This window comes from Ruegeria sp. AA6 (assembly GCF_056542865.1).
Genome location: NZ_JBQGAN010000004.1, coordinates 215,797 through 230,610 on the forward strand (window position 1 = coordinate 215,797; position 14,814 = coordinate 230,610).

The following is a 14,814-nucleotide window of genomic DNA, read 5'->3' on the forward strand; positions in this document are numbered from 1 at the left end:
CATCATGTTTGAGTTCCTGATCTGGATTGTACTGGTAGTTGCAACGGTCGTACCGATGCTCAAGCTGCTGCCGCATTTCGGGATCAACAAGAACTGGGCGTTTGCATGCATCATCTCTCCGGTCGTGATTGTCCTTCTGTGGATGATGGCGATGAAGCTGCAAGAGATGGAGCGACGCTGACATGATGGGCGAACTTATCATTTTGGGCGCTTTGGGCGTCTTGCTTGCAGGGGCCGCAGCCAAGGCGGCTGAGGCCGAAAAGGTCCGGGTTCGGGCCGAAGCGAAGAAGAAACGAGGGCGTTGATGGACGGCTCAAGATACGATGACGGCAGCACGGACGCGCTGAGCGGAGAACAGAAGATCCGCAACTTCAACATCAACTTCGGCCCGCAACACCCTGCGGCGCACGGGGTTTTGCGTCTTGTGCTTGAGCTGGACGGTGAGATCGTCGAGCGCTGCGACCCGCATATCGGCCTGCTGCACCGTGGTACCGAAAAGCTGATGGAAAGCCGGACGTATCTGCAAAACCTGCCGTATTTCGACCGTCTGGATTACGTGGCGCCGATGAACCAGGAGCATGCCTGGTGTTTGGCCATCGAAAAACTGACCGGTGTGGAAGTGCCGCGCAGGGGCTCTCTGATCCGGGTTCTGTATTCCGAGATTGGGCGCATCCTGAACCACCTGCTGAACGTGACCACGCAGGCGATGGACGTGGGTGCGCTGACCCCGCCGCTTTGGGGCTTTGAAGAGCGTGAAAAGCTGATGGTGTTCTATGAGCGCGCTTGTGGTGCCCGCCTGCACGCTGCCTATTTCCGTCCCGGTGGTGTGCATCAGGACCTGCCGCCCGAATTGCTGGACGATATCGAGGCGTGGAGCCACGAATTCCCCGCCGTTCTGGATGATATTGACGGCCTGCTGACCGAAAACCGCATCTTCAAACAGCGCAACGCCGATATTGGTGTCGTGACCGAAGATGACATTCAGAAATACGGCTTCTCGGGCGTGATGGTGCGCGGATCGGGGCTGGCTTGGGACCTGCGCCGCGCGCAGCCCTATGAATGCTATGACGAGTTCGAATTCCAGATTCCCGTCGGCAAGAATGGCGACTGCTACGACCGCTATCTGGTGCGGATGGAAGAGATGCGCCAGTCGTTGCTGATCATCCGTCAGGCCATCGCCAAAATCCGCGACTGCCCCGGTGACGTTCTGGCCCGTGGCAAGATCACTCCGCCGAAACGCTCGGATATGAAGACCTCGATGGAAAGCCTGATCCATCACTTCAAACTGTACACCGAAGGCTTCCACGTCCCGGCAGGCGAGGTTTATGCCGCCGTCGAAGCCCCCAAGGGCGAGTTCGGCGTCTATCTGGTCGCCGACGGCACCAACAAACCCTACCGCGCCAAACTGCGCGCGCCGGGCTTCCTGCACCTGCAAGCCATGGACCACGTCGCCAAAGGCCACCAACTGGCCGACGTTGCCGCCATCATCGGAACCATGGACGTCGTATTTGGAGAAATTGACCGCTAATGCTCCGCCGTCTTCACCCCGAACAACCCGATAGCTTTGCCTTTACCGCTGCCAACCAGCAATGGGCCGAAGCGCAGATCACCAAATACCCCGAGGGCCGTCAGGCCAGCGCGGTCATCCCGCTGCTATGGCGGGCGCAGGAACAAGAGGGCTGGCTGAGCCGTCCTGCGATTGAATCCGTGGCCGACATGCTGGGCATGGCCTATATCCGCGTGCTTGAGGTGGCTTCGTTCTACTTCATGTTCCAGTTGCAGCCGGTTGGCTCGGTGGCGCATGTTCAGGTCTGTGGCACCACATCCTGCATGATTTGTGGCGCCGAGGACTTGATTGCGGTTTGCAAGGAAAAGATCGCGGCCAAACCGCATGAGCTGTCCGCCGATGGCAAGCTAAGCTGGGAAGAGGTTGAATGCCTCGGGTCCTGCACCAACGCACCGATGGCACAGATCGGCAAGGATTATTACGAAGATCTGACCGCCGAAAGCTTTGGCAAGATCGTTGACGATCTGGCGGCAGGCAAGGTGCCGACGCCGGGCCCGCAGAACGGGCGTTATGCGGCTGAACCGCTGAAAGGCCTCAGCAGCCTGACTGAATATGAAGCGGGTAAACCTCAGTACAATGCCAGTGTCGAGTTGGCGACCGATCTAAGCGACACGGTCAAGCGCATCGACGGCACTGAGGTGCCGATCCTAACCCCATGGTTGGGTAAAGATGGCAAGGCGGCGGCGACCAAAGCAGCACCTAAACCTCCGAAGGCACCTGCAGTAGCGAAGCCTGCCGTGCAGCAGGCGGCAGAGGCAAAAGCAAAGAATGCCGGTGAAGTTAAGGAAGACCAGCCGGAAACCCTGATCGCAGCACGTGGGGGCAAAGCGGATGACCTCAAGCTGCTCAAAGGTGTCGGTCCGAAACTGGAAGAGACGCTGAACGGGCTTGGTTTCTACCACTATGACCAGATCGCAGCCTGGACGCCCGAACAGGTGGCGTGGGTAGATGCACGGCTGAAGTTCAAGGGCCGCATCGAACGCGATGGCTGGATCGAACAGGCGGCCAAGCTTGCGGCGGGTGAAGAAACCGAATTCGCCAAACGTGCCAAAGAAGACGGCACTTACGAAGACTAAATGATTGTGCCCATCCGGGGCATTCTAGGTGAGATGGACAAGGACAAGGAACAGGCCATAGCCCGCAAGGGCCGACATATTGGCATCGTCATCGCCGTGACGATGGTGTTTTGGCTTGCCATGACAATGTTCATCGGCCCCGCGCTGGGTTTGCCGGGGCGTTATGCGCTGCTTTTTGATTTCGCCGCTCTGGCAGGTTTCATCTATGCAGGCGTCAACATTTTTCAACTCTGGCGCATGCGTCAGGACAACTGAAGGTAACACGCGATGCTGAAGGATCAGGACCGGATCTTTACCAACATCTACGGGATGCATGAACGCACGCTAAAAGGCGCGCAGGCCCGGGGGCATTGGGACGGCACTGCTGGCCTGATTGAAAAGGGGCGTGACTGGATCATTCAGACGATGAAGGACTCGGGCCTTCGTGGTCGCGGCGGGGCGGGCTTTCCGACCGGTCTGAAATGGTCGTTCATGCCCAAGGAAAGCGACGGGCGTCCTGCCTATCTGGTGGTGAACGCGGACGAATCCGAGCCCGGCACCTGCAAAGATCGCGAAATCATGCGCCATGACCCGCATACACTGATCGAGGGCTGCCTGATCGCGTCCTTCGCAATGAATGCGCATACCTGCTATATCTACCTGCGCGGCGAATACATCCGCGAGCGTGAGGCGCTGCAGGCGGCGATTGACGAAGCCTATGATGCGGGCCTGCTGGGCAAGAACGCGGCCGGTTCGGGATGGGATTTCGATTTGTTCCTGCATCACGGTGCGGGCGCCTATATCTGCGGCGAGGAAACCGCCCTGATCGAAAGCCTTGAGGGCAAGAAGGGCATGCCGCGGATGAAACCTCCGTTCCCGGCGGGCGCGGGGCTTTATGGCTGCCCGACCACGGTGAACAACGTGGAATCCATTGCTGTTGTGCCCACCATCCTGCGTCGTGGCGCGGATTGGTTCGCGGGCTTTGGCCGTCAGAACAACGCAGGCACTAAGCTGTTTGCGATCTCGGGCCATGTGAACAACCCCTGCGTCGTTGAAGAGGCGATGTCGATCTCATTCGAGGACCTGATCGAGACCCATTGCGGTGGCATTCGCGGTGGTTGGGACAATCTGCTGGCGGTGATCCCGGGTGGGTCGTCGGTGCCTTGTGTGCGCGGCGAAAACATGCGCGATGCGATCATGGATTTCGACTATCTGCGCAACGATCTGGGCTCGGGGCTTGGAACGGCGGCGGTGATCGTGATGGACAAGTCCACGGACATTATCAAGGCGATCTGGCGTCTGTCGAAGTTCTACAAACACGAAAGTTGCGGCCAATGCACGCCGTGCCGTGAAGGTACGGGCTGGATGATGCGCGTGATGGACCGACTGGTGCGCGGCGAGGCCGAGCTGGAAGAGATCGACATGCTGTTTGATGTGACCAAACAGGTCGAAGGCCACACGATCTGCGCCCTTGGCGACGCGGCGGCCTGGCCGATCCAGGGTCTGATCCGCAACTTCCGTGAAGAAATCGAAGATCGCATCAAGGCTCAGAAGTCGGGCCGTATGGGTGCGATGGCAGCGGAGTAACTCTGATGGACGGTTTTGCAGAATACGGCCATGCGGTAGCATCGGTGGTGATCTTCACTCTGGTAATCTTGGCTCTGTCCCCTTTCGCGGCTCTCGCGAAACAGGCCACGGGGCTGGCACCGGGCGCAACACCGGAACAGGACTATTCCGATAAGGCATATCGCCTGAACCGGGCCTACCTGAACGGCACCGAAACACTGCCTGCTTATCTGACTGTTACGGTCGCGGCCATTCTGATGGGCACCAGCCCATTTTGGGTTAACCTGCTGGCCTCGGTCGCGTTGCTGGCGAGGTTGGCAATGCTGGTGGTGCATATTCGGGGTATTGGCAAACCGGCCGCCGGTATGCGCTCGGTTCTGTATGTCATCGCCTGGGCCTGCATGGTCGTGATGGGCCTTATGGCTTTGGTTGCGGCGTTTTAATGGCGGCGTGGGGGAAACAACAGGTGTTTAGTCTGAAACATCTTAAGCGAAGCGCTGCTGTTTTGGGCGCTGTGGCCATGCTTACTGTTGTTTCGGCCTGCGGGGTTGTCTCACCATCCGAAGATCAGGTTCTGTTTGATGGTGTGAGATTCCGGGCAAAGGCAAAGCCCGTTGACAAGAAGGCGATGCCGACCGAATTCACCGTGGTGGTGACCGGTGTGTCCGCTTCTTTGGATGGCGCGCGCGAAGCCGGGCGCTATGAGGGGACGAAATTCTGTATCAAGAACTTCGGGTCTTCCAGCATCAGTTGGAAGGTTGGCCCAGATACCGAGCCGCAAAACCTGCGCATCAGTGAAGACAAACTGACATTTGTGGGAGCCTGCCAGCGGCCATGAAGCGTGTGTTTGCATATCAAGCCATGAAACGGCAGGTGTTATTGAATAGCGCACCGTTTGCCGGTCGTCTTGGGTTTCCCAAGACAAAAGGAGTAGTCATGTCTGGTGTGAAAATGCTTGCGCTTCTGTCTGTGCTTGCCTTGCCGGCAGTTGCAGACGCGAAACCGCCCTTGCGCGAAGTCAAAGAGATTGACGACGAACTCTACTACATCGCCATCGCAAACGAGATTTCGGAGTATTGCCCGTCCATCAGTGGGCGGCGACTAAAGGCGATCGGTGTAATGTGGGACCTTCGGTCCAAAGCAAACAAACTGGGGTACTCGGACAAAGAAATCCGCGCTTACGTGGATTCAGATACCGAGAAAGACCGGATGCGCGCCAAAGGTGAGGCATTTTTGGCTCAGAACGGTGTTTCCTATGACAACCCCAATTCCTTCTGCACACTCGGACAGAAGGAAATCAAAAGAAACAGCGCCATTGGCGTGTATTTGAGGGCGAACTAGACCATGTCTGACCTCCGCAAAGTGAATATCGACGGGCAGGAAATCGAAGTCGATGGGGCAATGACCCTGATCCAGGCCTGTGAAGAGGCCGGAGTCGAAGTGCCGCGTTTCTGCTATCACGAACGTCTGTCGATCGCCGGTAACTGCCGGATGTGCCTGGTAGAGGTCGTGGGCGGCCCTCCAAAACCTGCGGCATCCTGCGCGATGCAGGTGCGCGATCTGCGTCCGGGGCCGGAAGGTCAGCCTCCGGTGGTCAAGACGAACTCGCCCATGGTCAAGAAGGCCCGCGAAGGCGTGATGGAGTTCTTGCTTATCAACCACCCGCTTGATTGCCCGATCTGTGACCAAGGGGGCGAATGCGACCTTCAGGACCAAGCGATGGCCTATGGTCTGTCGGGTACGCGTTTCAAAGAAGCCAAGCGGGCGGTGGATGACCTGGATCTGGGGCCGTTGGTCGGCACCGCGATGACCCGCTGCATCAGTTGCACCCGCTGCGTGCGTTTCACGACCGAGGTCGCCGGGATCACTCAGATGGGGCAGACCGGTCGCGGTGAGGATGCCGAGATCACCTCGTATCTGAACCAGACGCTGGACTCAAACTTGCAGGGCAACATCATCGACCTATGCCCGGTTGGGGCGCTGACGTCGAAGCCCTACGCCTTTACCGCACGCCCGTGGGAGTTGACCAAGACCGAGAGTATTGATGTCATGGATGCCTTGGGCTCGAACATCCGCGTGGACACCAAGGGGCGCGAAGTGATGCGTTTCCTGCCACGCAACCATGATGGCGTGAATGAAGAGTGGATCAGCGACAAGACCCGATTTGTCTGGGACGGTCTGCGCCGTCAGCGTCTGGACAAGCCGTATGTGCGCGAAAACGGCAAACTGCGTCCGGCTTCTTGGTCCGAGGCGCTCACCAAAGCCGCCGAGGCACTGAAAGGGGCTGAAAAGCCTGCCGGGATCGTGGGTGATCTGGCCCCGGTCGAGGCTGCGTTTGCGCTTAAACAGATGATTGAAGGGCAGGGTGGTGTCGTCGAATGCCGTACCGATGGCGCACGTCTGCCAGCGGGTAACCGTGGCGCCTATGCAGGTACATCCGCGATTGAGGACATCGACAGCGCTGAGCGTATCCTGCTGATTGGTACCAATGCGCGAGAAGAAGCTCCGGTCCTAAACGCGCGCATCCGCAAAGCTTGGGCGCATGGGGCTGAGGTGGCGTTGGTCGGCCCGGCGGTGGATCTGACATATGAGTACCACCACATGGGTGACGATCGCGAGGCACTGCAAAAGGCCGTCGATATGGGCGGCGATGATGAGATCAAGGGCAAGGCCTCGCTGGTCATCATCGGGCAAGGCGCGTTGCAAGAGGCTGATGGTGCCGCTGTTCTGGCCGCTGCGCAAGCCATTGCGACCAATACTGAAAGTGGTCTGATCGTCCTGCACACAGCGGCTTCGCGCGTGGGTGCCATGGACGTTGATGCAACCAATGAGGCGGGCATGGACGCCATCAGCGCAGCTGATGTCATCTACAACCTCGGCGCGGATGAGGTTGAGATCGGCGAAGGCGCTTTCGTGATCTATCAGGGCAGCCACGGTGACCGGGGCGCACATCGCGCAGACGTGATCCTGCCGGGTGCTGCCTATACCGAAGAAAACGGCCTGTTCGTGAACACCGAAGGTCGCCCCCAACTGGCCATGCGCGCCGGGTTTGCACCGGGTGAAGCCAAGGAAAACTGGGCGATCCTGCGTGCTCTTTCGGCGGAACTGGGTGCGAAGCTGCCTTACGACTCGTTGGCTCAGCTTCGCACCGCGCTGATTGAGGCGGTTCCGCATTTGGCTCGCATCGACGAAGTGATCGAAAATGAGGTTCAGGCGCTTGAGGTCGGCCCGCTGGGCAAGGCCACCTTCCGCAACGCGGTCAAGGATTTCTATCTGACCAATCCGATCGCCCGTGCCTCGCAACTGATGGCTGAGCTGTCGGCACAGGCGCAGGCGCGCAAAGCCGAGAAGATCGCGGCGGAATGAACCTGACTTGTTTCATATCGCCTATGTGTACCTACGATACGGTGGCCCGAGAAATGCGTGTGGAACGCAACAAAAAGGGTGGCGCTATGGCAGCGGATGCTGTTTACACCAACGCGCCGACCCAGACACTCTTTGCGCAGGCAACTGGCCTTAGCAATGGGCGCGGAAAACGGAATACCCACGGTGTGAGGACCAATGGCTGATTTCTTTAACACCCCAGGCGGAATAGCCATCATCATTCTGGCGCAAGTGCTTGCCGTTGTTGCCTTTGTGATGATCTCGCTGTTGTTCCTCGTCTATGGCGACCGCAAGATTTGGGCTGCGGTTCAGATGCGTCGAGGCCCCAACGTGGTAGGCGCTTATGGCCTGCTGCAATCGGTGGCGGACGCGCTGAAATATGTGGTCAAAGAGGTGGTCATCCCCGCCGGTGCTGATCGCACGGTGTTTATGCTCGCGCCGTTGACGAGCTTTGTTCTGGCAATGATCGCCTGGGCGGTGATCCCGTTCAACGATGGCTGGGTCCTGTCGGATATTAACGTCGCTATCCTCTACGTCTTCGCTGTATCCTCATTGGAGGTTTATGGCGTGATTATGGGCGGTTGGGCGTCGAACTCAAAGTACCCATTCCTCGGCTCTCTTCGCTCAGCCGCGCAAATGATTTCGTATGAAGTCTCCATCGGCCTGATCATCATCGGCGTGATAATCTCGACCGGTTCTATGAACTTCGGTGACATCGTTCGCGCGCAGGATGGCTCGTTCGGCTTCTTCAGCTGGTACTGGCTGCCGCATTTCCCGATGGTCTTCCTGTTCTTCATCTCGGCGCTTGCCGAGACCAACCGCCCGCCGTTCGACCTGCCCGAGGCGGAATCAGAGCTTGTCGCCGGTTATCAGGTCGAATACTCGGCCACGCCCTTCCTGTTGTTTATGGCCGGTGAATACATCGCCATCTTCCTGATGTGCGCGCTGACTTCGCTGCTGTTCTTCGGCGGCTGGCTGTCGCCAATCCCTGGCCTGCCTGATGGCGTACTGTGGATGGTCGCCAAGATGGCGTTCTTCTTCTTCCTCTTCGCGATGGTCAAGGCGATCACGCCCCGCTACCGCTATGACCAGTTGATGCGTCTGGGCTGGAAAGTGTTCCTGCCGTTCTCGCTGGCCTGGGTGGTATTCGTGGCTTTCGCGGCGAAATTCGACTGGTTCTGGGGTGCATTCGCCCGTTGGAGCGCAGGAGGCTGATATGACACAAATCGACTATACCCGCGCTGCCAAGTATTTCCTGCTGCAGGACTTCTGGGTCGGCATGAAGCTGGGGCTGAAGTACTTCTTCGCGCCCAAGGCCACCGTCAACTACCCGCACGAAAAGGGCCCGCTATCCCCACGTTTCCGCGGCGAACATGCCCTGCGCCGCTATCCGAATGGCGAGGAACGCTGCATCGCCTGCAAACTGTGTGAGGCGATCTGCCCCGCGCAGGCCATCACCATCGACGCCGAACCGCGCGAAGACGGCAGCCGCCGCACCACGCGGTACGACATCGACATGACCAAGTGCATCTATTGCGGCTTCTGTCAGGAGGCTTGCCCGGTCGATGCCATCGTCGAAGGCCCGAATTTCGAATTCGCAACTGAGACCCGCGAAGAGCTTTTCTACAACAAAGAAAAACTGCTCGACAACGGTGAACGCTGGGAAGCCGAGATCGCCCGCAATCTGGAAATGGATGCGCCTTACAGATGAGTGACAGCCCGACAAATCCGTTTGAGCTGATGATGAAGCAGGCTCAGGACATGGCCAAGGCGATGAACCCGGCGATGGAAAATTTCTCGCCCAAAGGGTTCGAGGCGCTGTGGCCCACCATGCCCAAAGAGGTCATGGAAATGTTGTTCGGCAACACCGTCAACAAGGACGGTCTGGATGCCAAAACCCGCCTGCTTTTGACGCTGGCAGGGCTGACCATGCAGGGCGCACAGGCCGATACTGCCGTGCGCCAGACCGTCCGCCACGCGCTGGAAGCCGGGGCCAGAAAACAAGAGATCGTGGAAACGATCGGTCAGATGTCGGTCTTTGCCGGCATCCCGGCCATGACCCGTGCGCTGGATCTGGCGCAGGAGGTCATGGGCGATAACGAGGATGAGGATCAATGACCGTCTTTGCCTTCTACCTGTTTGCCATCAGCGCCATCACCGGCGGGCTGTTCACGGTGATCAGCCGCCAGCCGGTGCACTCGGTGCTGTGGCTGATCCTGTCCTTCCTGTCGGCGGCGGGGCTGTTCGTGCTGCTGGGGGCCGAGTTTGTGGCGATGTTGCTGATCATCGTCTATGTCGGCGCGGTTGCGGTGCTGTTCCTGTTCGTGGTGATGATGCTGGATGTGGATTTTGCCGAGCTGAAGGCCGAGATGGCGCGCTATATGCCGCTGGCCCTGCTGATCGGTCTGGTCATCCTGATGCAGTTCGTCATGGCCTTTGGGGCGTGGGACAGCGCACAAGGTGCAGCGGCCAATCTGGCCCAACCGGTTCCGGCAGACCGCCACAACACCGAAGCGCTGGGTGTCATTCTTTACGATCAATATTTCCTTTTGTTCCAACTGGCGGGCCTGATCCTGCTGGTGGCCATGATCGGTGCCATCGTGCTGACCCTGCGCCACCGCAAGGACATCAAGCGTCAGGACATCGTCGGCCAGATGATGCGCGATCCGGCCAAGGCGATGGAGTTGAAGGACGTAAAACCGGGGCAGGGGTTGTGAGATTTAGAGCGGCCATATCAGTTTTGGCAATGGTGGGCTTACCCTTGTCCGCAGCTGCGTTTCCAATGTCAGAGTGCGACGGCTTCCCGTTATTGTCCCATCATTGGATTGAAACACAGCATGAGGTCGTCGGCGAAGGAGTTGTTGCTTACTACGAAATCGGCAGCTTTTGCGATGATAAGATTGGATGCACAAGCTCCACGTTTCTCAAAATTTCAGGCTGTGAAACTGGGCTAACTCTTAAAGTTGTCGCTGAACTTAATAGAGAATTCGATGCCACTCAGTTGGACCGAAGAAGCGAAGCAGCAGAAACTTTGGAAAAACTGGTCGATACTGGTGCCAGCTATTCTTGGGCTTCGGTCAAAAAGACCTTTGAGCGGAAAGCCTACAAGGTCACAGAGTACACCGTGACGAAAGAGAACTGCGCTTGTGCAGCAGCGTTCCCAGAGCTTCGCAATGGGAAAGAGAAATTCGAGGGACTATGACCCAATGATCGGACTTGAACACTATCTCACGGTCGCGGCGACGTTGTTCGTCATCGGCATCTTCGGTCTCTTCCTGAACCGCAAGAACGTCATCATCCTGCTGATGAGCATCGAGTTGATGCTGCTGGCGGTGAATATCAACCTCGTGGCGTTCTCCAGCTTTCTGGGCGATCTGGTCGGGCAGGTGTTCACGTTGTTCGTGCTGACCGTTGCGGCGGCTGAGGCGGCGATTGGTCTGGCCATTCTGGTCTGCTTCTTCCGTAACCGCGGCACCATCGCGGTTGAAGACGTCAATATGATGAAGGGGTAAGGGAACATGGAAACCACCATCCTCTTTGCCCCACTGGTGGGCGCGCTGATCTGCGGATTTGGCTGGCGATTTATCGGCGAGAAAGCCGCCATGTGGACCGCTACGGGCCTGCTGTTCCTGGCCTGTCTCCTGTCGTGGATCGTGTTCTTCACCTTCGATGGGGTGACGCAACAGGTCGAGATCATGCGCTGGATCGAGAGCGGCTCGCTGTCGACAAGCTGGGCCGTACGTCTCGACCGGCTGACTGCGATCATGCTGATTGTGGTGACGACCGTCTCGGCGCTCGTACACCTCTATTCTTTCGGGTACATGGATCACGACCCGCAGTGGCGCGAAGGCGAAAGCTATAAGCCGCGCTTCTTTGCCTATCTGTCCTTCTTCACTTTCGCCATGCTGATGCTGGTGACGGCTGATAACCTGGTGCAGATGTTCTTTGGCTGGGAAGGCGTGGGCGTCGCGTCCTATCTGCTGATCGGGTTCTACTATCGCAAGCCATCGGCCAACGCCGCTGCCATCAAGGCCTTCGTAGTAAACCGGGTCGGGGACTTTGGGTTTGCGCTTGGGATTTTCGCGCTGTTCTTCCTGACGGACAGCATTAACTTCTCAGATATCTTTGCTTCGGCGCCCGAGCTGGCGGAAACGCAGCTGCACTTCCTGTGGGGTGAGTGGACCGCAATCGAGGTGATCTGTGTGCTGCTGTTCATCGGCGCGATGGGTAAATCGGCGCAGTTGATCCTGCACACATGGTTGCCAGACGCGATGGAAGGCCCGACGCCTGTTTCGGCTCTGATCCACGCCGCGACCATGGTGACTGCGGGTGTGTTCCTAGTCTGCCGCATGTCGCCGCTGATGGAGTTCGCGCCGGGTGCGACTGGGTTCATCACCGTGCTGGGTGCCTCGACCGCTTTCTTTGCCGCGACCGTGGGTCTGGTGCAGACCGACATCAAGCGCGTCATCGCGTATTCGACCTGTTCGCAGTTGGGCTATATGTTCGTGGCCGCGGGTGTTGGCATGTACTCGGCCGCGATGTTCCACCTGTTCACGCACGCCTTCTTCAAGGCGCTGTTGTTCCTTGGGGCGGGTTCGGTGATCCACGCCATGCATCATGAGCAGGAGATGACTGAATACGGCGGGCTTCGGAAGAAGATCCCCTACACTTTCTGGGCGATGATGATTGGTACGCTGGCTATTACCGGTGTGGGCATTCCGCTAACCACTATCGGGTTTGCAGGCTTCCTGTCCAAGGATGCCATTATCGAGAGCGCCTATGCTGGCGGCTCGGCCTATGGCTTCTGGCTGCTGGTGGTCGCTGCTGCGTTCACCTCGTTCTACAGCTGGCGTCTGATCTTCCTGACCTTCTACGGCAAGCCGCGCGGCGATCAGCATACGCATGATCACGCACATGAAAGCCCGATGGTCATGCTGGTGCCTTTGGGCGTGCTGTCGCTGGGCGCGGTGTTTGCAGGCATGATCTGGTACGGCAACTTCTTTGGTCACGCGGATAAGGTCGGCAAGTTCTACGGCATTCCTGTCGCCGAAGCGTCGGAGCATGCTGAGGCCGGTGATCACGGTACGGCGGACGCCCATGCGGATGACACCCATGCGGACGATGGCCACGGCGACACGCATGCCGATGAAGCCCATGCAGATGAGGGCCATGATGGGCACGGAGACAAAGACGCGCATGGTGGCGATCATCACTATGCCTTCGTAGGCGAGCCGGGCGAGGGTGCCCTGTATATCGCACCGGACAACCACATTCTGGATGACGCGCATGCGGCTCCGAAATGGGTCAAGGTATCCCCGTTTGTTGCGATGCTGCTGGGCTTTGTTGTGGCCTACTGGTTCTACATCGTGAACCCGTCTCTGCCGGGACGTCTGGCGCAGAACCAGCGACCACTTTACCTGTTCTTGCTGAACAAGTGGTACTTTGACGAGATCTATGACGCGATTTTCGTCAAACCCACCGTGGCGCTTGGCCGGTTCCTTTGGAAACGCGGTGACGGCAACACCATCGACGGCTTCCTGAACGGTGTTGCAATGGGCGTTGTTCCCTTCTTCACCCGCCTCGCAGGCAAGGCGCAGACGGGTTACATCTTTACTTACGCCTTCTGGATGGTTCTGGGCATCGCGGCCCTTGTCACCTGGATGTCGATCGGCGGAGGCGCACACTAATGGATAATATCCTCTCCATCGTCACCTTCATCCCCGCTGTGGCGGCAGGCATTTTGGCCCTGTTCCTGCATGGCGAGGACGCGGCGGCCCAGCGAAATGCGAAATGGGTTGCGCTGGTGGCGACCACGGTGACCTTCCTGGTCTCGATCGGCATCTATACAGGCTTTGATCCCTCGAACACTGGCTTCCAAATGGTCGAAGAGGGCGAGTGGCTGCTGGGCCTGAAATACAAGATGGGTGTGGACGGGATCAGCGTTCTGTTCGTGCTGCTGACCACTTTCATCATGCCGCTGACCATTCTGGCCAGTTGGCAGGTCACCGACCGCGTCAAGGAATACATGATCGCCTTCCTGCTGCTGGAAACGCTGATGCTGGGCGTGTTCATGGCGCTGGATTTGGTGCTGTTCTACCTGTTCTTTGAGGCAGGCCTTATCCCGATGTTCCTGATCATCGGTATCTGGGGCGGTAAGGATCGCATCTACGCAAGCTTCAAGTTCTTCCTCTACACCTTCCTCGGCTCGGTGCTGATGCTGGTGGCGATGGTTGCGATGTACGCGGATGCGGGTACCACGGATATCGAGGCGCTGATGAGCCATCAGTTCTCGTCCGAAGGGTTCAGCGTGCTGGGCATTTATGTCGTCGGCGGGATGCAGACGCTGATGTTTCTGGCGTTCTTCGCCTCGTTTGCGGTGAAGATGCCGATGTGGCCGGTCCATACTTGGTTGCCGGATGCGCACGTGCAGGCCCCGACTGCGGGTTCGGTCGTGCTGGCGGCGATCCTGCTGAAGATGGGCGGCTATGGCTTCCTGCGGTTCAGCCTGCCGATGTTCCCTGTGGGCTCGGCGGTGATGACCGATCTGGTGCTGTGGATGTCGGCGATTGCGGTCGTCTACACCTCGCTCGTGGCGCTGGTTCAGGAAGATATGAAAAAGCTGATCGCTTATTCCTCGGTCGCGCATATGGGCTTTGTGACCATGGGCATCTTTGCGGCGAACCAGCAGGGTATCGACGGCGCGATCTTCCAGATGCTGAGCCACGGGTTCATCTCGGCCGCGCTGTTCCTGTGTGTGGGCGTGATCTATGACCGGATGCACACGCGTGAAATCGACGCCTATGGCGGTTTGGTCATTCGTATGCCCGCCTATGCGCTGGTCTTCATGCTGTTCACCATGGCCAACGTGGGCTTGCCGGGTACGTCTGGTTTCATCGGAGAGTTCCTGACTCTGATGGGCGCATTCCAGGTCAACACTTGGGTGACGGCAGTGGCTGCGACCGGCGTGATCTTTTCGGCGGCCTATGCGCTGTGGCTGTACCGCCGTGTTGTCTTTGGCGACCTGATCAAAGAAAGCCTGAAGGCGATGACCGATATGAGCTCGCGCGAGCGTCTGATTTTCGCACCGCTGATCATCATGACCATCCTGTTGGGCGTCTACCCGTCGCTGGTGACCGATGTGATCGGCAACTCGACCGCCGCGCTGATTTCGAACTATGACACGGCTCTGGCCGCGGCTGAGGCTGCGACCCAGACGGCCGCTTCGCATTAAGGGAGCTTTGG

Annotated in this window: 18 protein-coding genes; all 18 read left to right on the plus strand. The window is 58.4% G+C overall.

Annotated features, from left to right (window positions below):
* Window positions 1-4: 4 nt before the first annotated feature.
* The 18 genes from ACR0LN_RS08320 to ACR0LN_RS08405 all read left to right on the plus strand — a co-directional run bounded on the left by ACR0LN_RS08320 (window position 5) and on the right by ACR0LN_RS08405 (window position 14,803).
* Window positions 5-181: a hypothetical protein gene (locus ACR0LN_RS08320; RefSeq protein WP_050602773.1), complete on the plus strand. Its 177-nt coding sequence runs from the start codon at window positions 5-7 to the stop codon at window positions 179-181.
* Window position 182: 1 nt separating this feature from the next.
* A complete protein-coding gene (locus ACR0LN_RS08325) occupies window positions 183-305 on the plus strand; it encodes a hypothetical protein (protein ID WP_257599041.1) in 123 nt (40 codons plus the stop codon).
* Window positions 305-1,528 carry an NADH-quinone oxidoreductase subunit D gene (locus ACR0LN_RS08330; protein ID WP_170343780.1) on the plus strand — a complete coding sequence of 408 codons (1,224 nt, stop codon included), beginning with the start codon at window positions 305-307 and terminating at the stop codon, window positions 1,526-1,528. Before ACR0LN_RS08325 ends, ACR0LN_RS08330 begins: the two co-directional genes overlap by 1 nt.
* On the plus strand, window positions 1,528-2,643 hold the full coding sequence (gene nuoE / locus ACR0LN_RS08335) for an NADH-quinone oxidoreductase subunit NuoE (protein WP_480429004.1): 1,116 nt from the start codon (window positions 1,528-1,530) through the stop codon (window positions 2,641-2,643). Before ACR0LN_RS08330 ends, nuoE begins: the two co-directional genes overlap by 1 nt.
* Before the next feature lie 33 nt (window positions 2,644-2,676).
* Window positions 2,677-2,898, plus strand: a complete 222-nt coding sequence (locus ACR0LN_RS08340; RefSeq protein ID WP_480429071.1) for a DUF5337 domain-containing protein — start codon at window positions 2,677-2,679, stop codon at window positions 2,896-2,898.
* Window positions 2,899-2,910: 12 nt separating this feature from the next.
* Window positions 2,911-4,209 carry an NADH-quinone oxidoreductase subunit NuoF gene (gene nuoF, locus ACR0LN_RS08345; RefSeq protein ID WP_170400329.1) on the plus strand — a complete coding sequence of 433 codons (1,299 nt, stop codon included), beginning with the start codon at window positions 2,911-2,913 and terminating at the stop codon, window positions 4,207-4,209.
* A gap of 5 nt (window positions 4,210-4,214) precedes the next feature.
* On the plus strand, window positions 4,215-4,631 hold the full coding sequence (locus ACR0LN_RS08350; RefSeq protein ID WP_480429006.1) for an MAPEG family protein: 417 nt from the start codon (window positions 4,215-4,217) through the stop codon (window positions 4,629-4,631).
* Window positions 4,632-4,708: 77 nt separating this feature from the next.
* Window positions 4,709-5,026, plus strand: coding sequence for a hypothetical protein (locus ACR0LN_RS08355; RefSeq protein ID WP_480429008.1), 318 nt, complete (start codon window positions 4,709-4,711; stop codon window positions 5,024-5,026).
* Window positions 5,027-5,124: 98 nt separating this feature from the next.
* A complete protein-coding gene (locus ACR0LN_RS08360; protein WP_480429010.1) occupies window positions 5,125-5,529 on the plus strand; it encodes a DUF5333 domain-containing protein in 405 nt (134 codons plus the stop codon).
* 3 nt (window positions 5,530-5,532) lie between these two features.
* Window positions 5,533-7,554 (plus strand): NADH-quinone oxidoreductase subunit NuoG, encoded by a 2,022-nt coding sequence (gene nuoG, locus ACR0LN_RS08365; protein WP_480429011.1) that lies wholly within the window; start codon window positions 5,533-5,535, stop codon window positions 7,552-7,554.
* 195 nt (window positions 7,555-7,749) lie between these two features.
* Window positions 7,750-8,787 (plus strand): NADH-quinone oxidoreductase subunit NuoH, encoded by a 1,038-nt coding sequence (gene nuoH / locus ACR0LN_RS08370; protein ID WP_480429013.1) that lies wholly within the window; start codon window positions 7,750-7,752, stop codon window positions 8,785-8,787.
* 1 nt (window position 8,788) lies between these two features.
* Window positions 8,789-9,283, plus strand: a complete 495-nt coding sequence (gene nuoI / locus ACR0LN_RS08375) for an NADH-quinone oxidoreductase subunit NuoI (protein WP_480429014.1) — start codon at window positions 8,789-8,791, stop codon at window positions 9,281-9,283.
* Window positions 9,280-9,690, plus strand: coding sequence for a carboxymuconolactone decarboxylase family protein (locus tag ACR0LN_RS08380; protein WP_480429015.1), 411 nt, complete (start codon window positions 9,280-9,282; stop codon window positions 9,688-9,690). Before nuoI ends, ACR0LN_RS08380 begins: the two co-directional genes overlap by 4 nt.
* The gene (locus ACR0LN_RS08385; protein ID WP_421599410.1) at window positions 9,687-10,289 is read left to right on the plus strand and encodes an NADH-quinone oxidoreductase subunit J; all 603 of its coding nucleotides are present in this window, start codon (window positions 9,687-9,689) and stop codon (window positions 10,287-10,289) included. The genes ACR0LN_RS08380 and ACR0LN_RS08385 overlap by 4 nt, the downstream gene beginning before the upstream one ends.
* Before the next feature lie 44 nt (window positions 10,290-10,333).
* Window positions 10,334-10,774, plus strand: a complete 441-nt coding sequence (locus ACR0LN_RS08390; RefSeq protein ID WP_480429016.1) for a hypothetical protein — start codon at window positions 10,334-10,336, stop codon at window positions 10,772-10,774.
* A 4-nt stretch (window positions 10,775-10,778) separates the two neighbouring features.
* On the plus strand, window positions 10,779-11,084 hold the full coding sequence (nuoK, locus tag ACR0LN_RS08395; RefSeq protein ID WP_005984024.1) for an NADH-quinone oxidoreductase subunit NuoK: 306 nt from the start codon (window positions 10,779-10,781) through the stop codon (window positions 11,082-11,084).
* Between the two features lie 6 nt (window positions 11,085-11,090).
* Complete coding sequence (nuoL, locus tag ACR0LN_RS08400; RefSeq protein WP_480429017.1) at window positions 11,091-13,259, plus strand: NADH-quinone oxidoreductase subunit L; 2,169 nt, start codon at window positions 11,091-11,093, stop codon at window positions 13,257-13,259.
* A complete protein-coding gene (locus ACR0LN_RS08405) occupies window positions 13,259-14,803 on the plus strand; it encodes an NADH-quinone oxidoreductase subunit M (RefSeq protein WP_480429018.1) in 1,545 nt (514 codons plus the stop codon). The genes nuoL and ACR0LN_RS08405 overlap by 1 nt, the downstream gene beginning before the upstream one ends.
* Window positions 14,804-14,814: the final 11 nt, after the last annotated feature.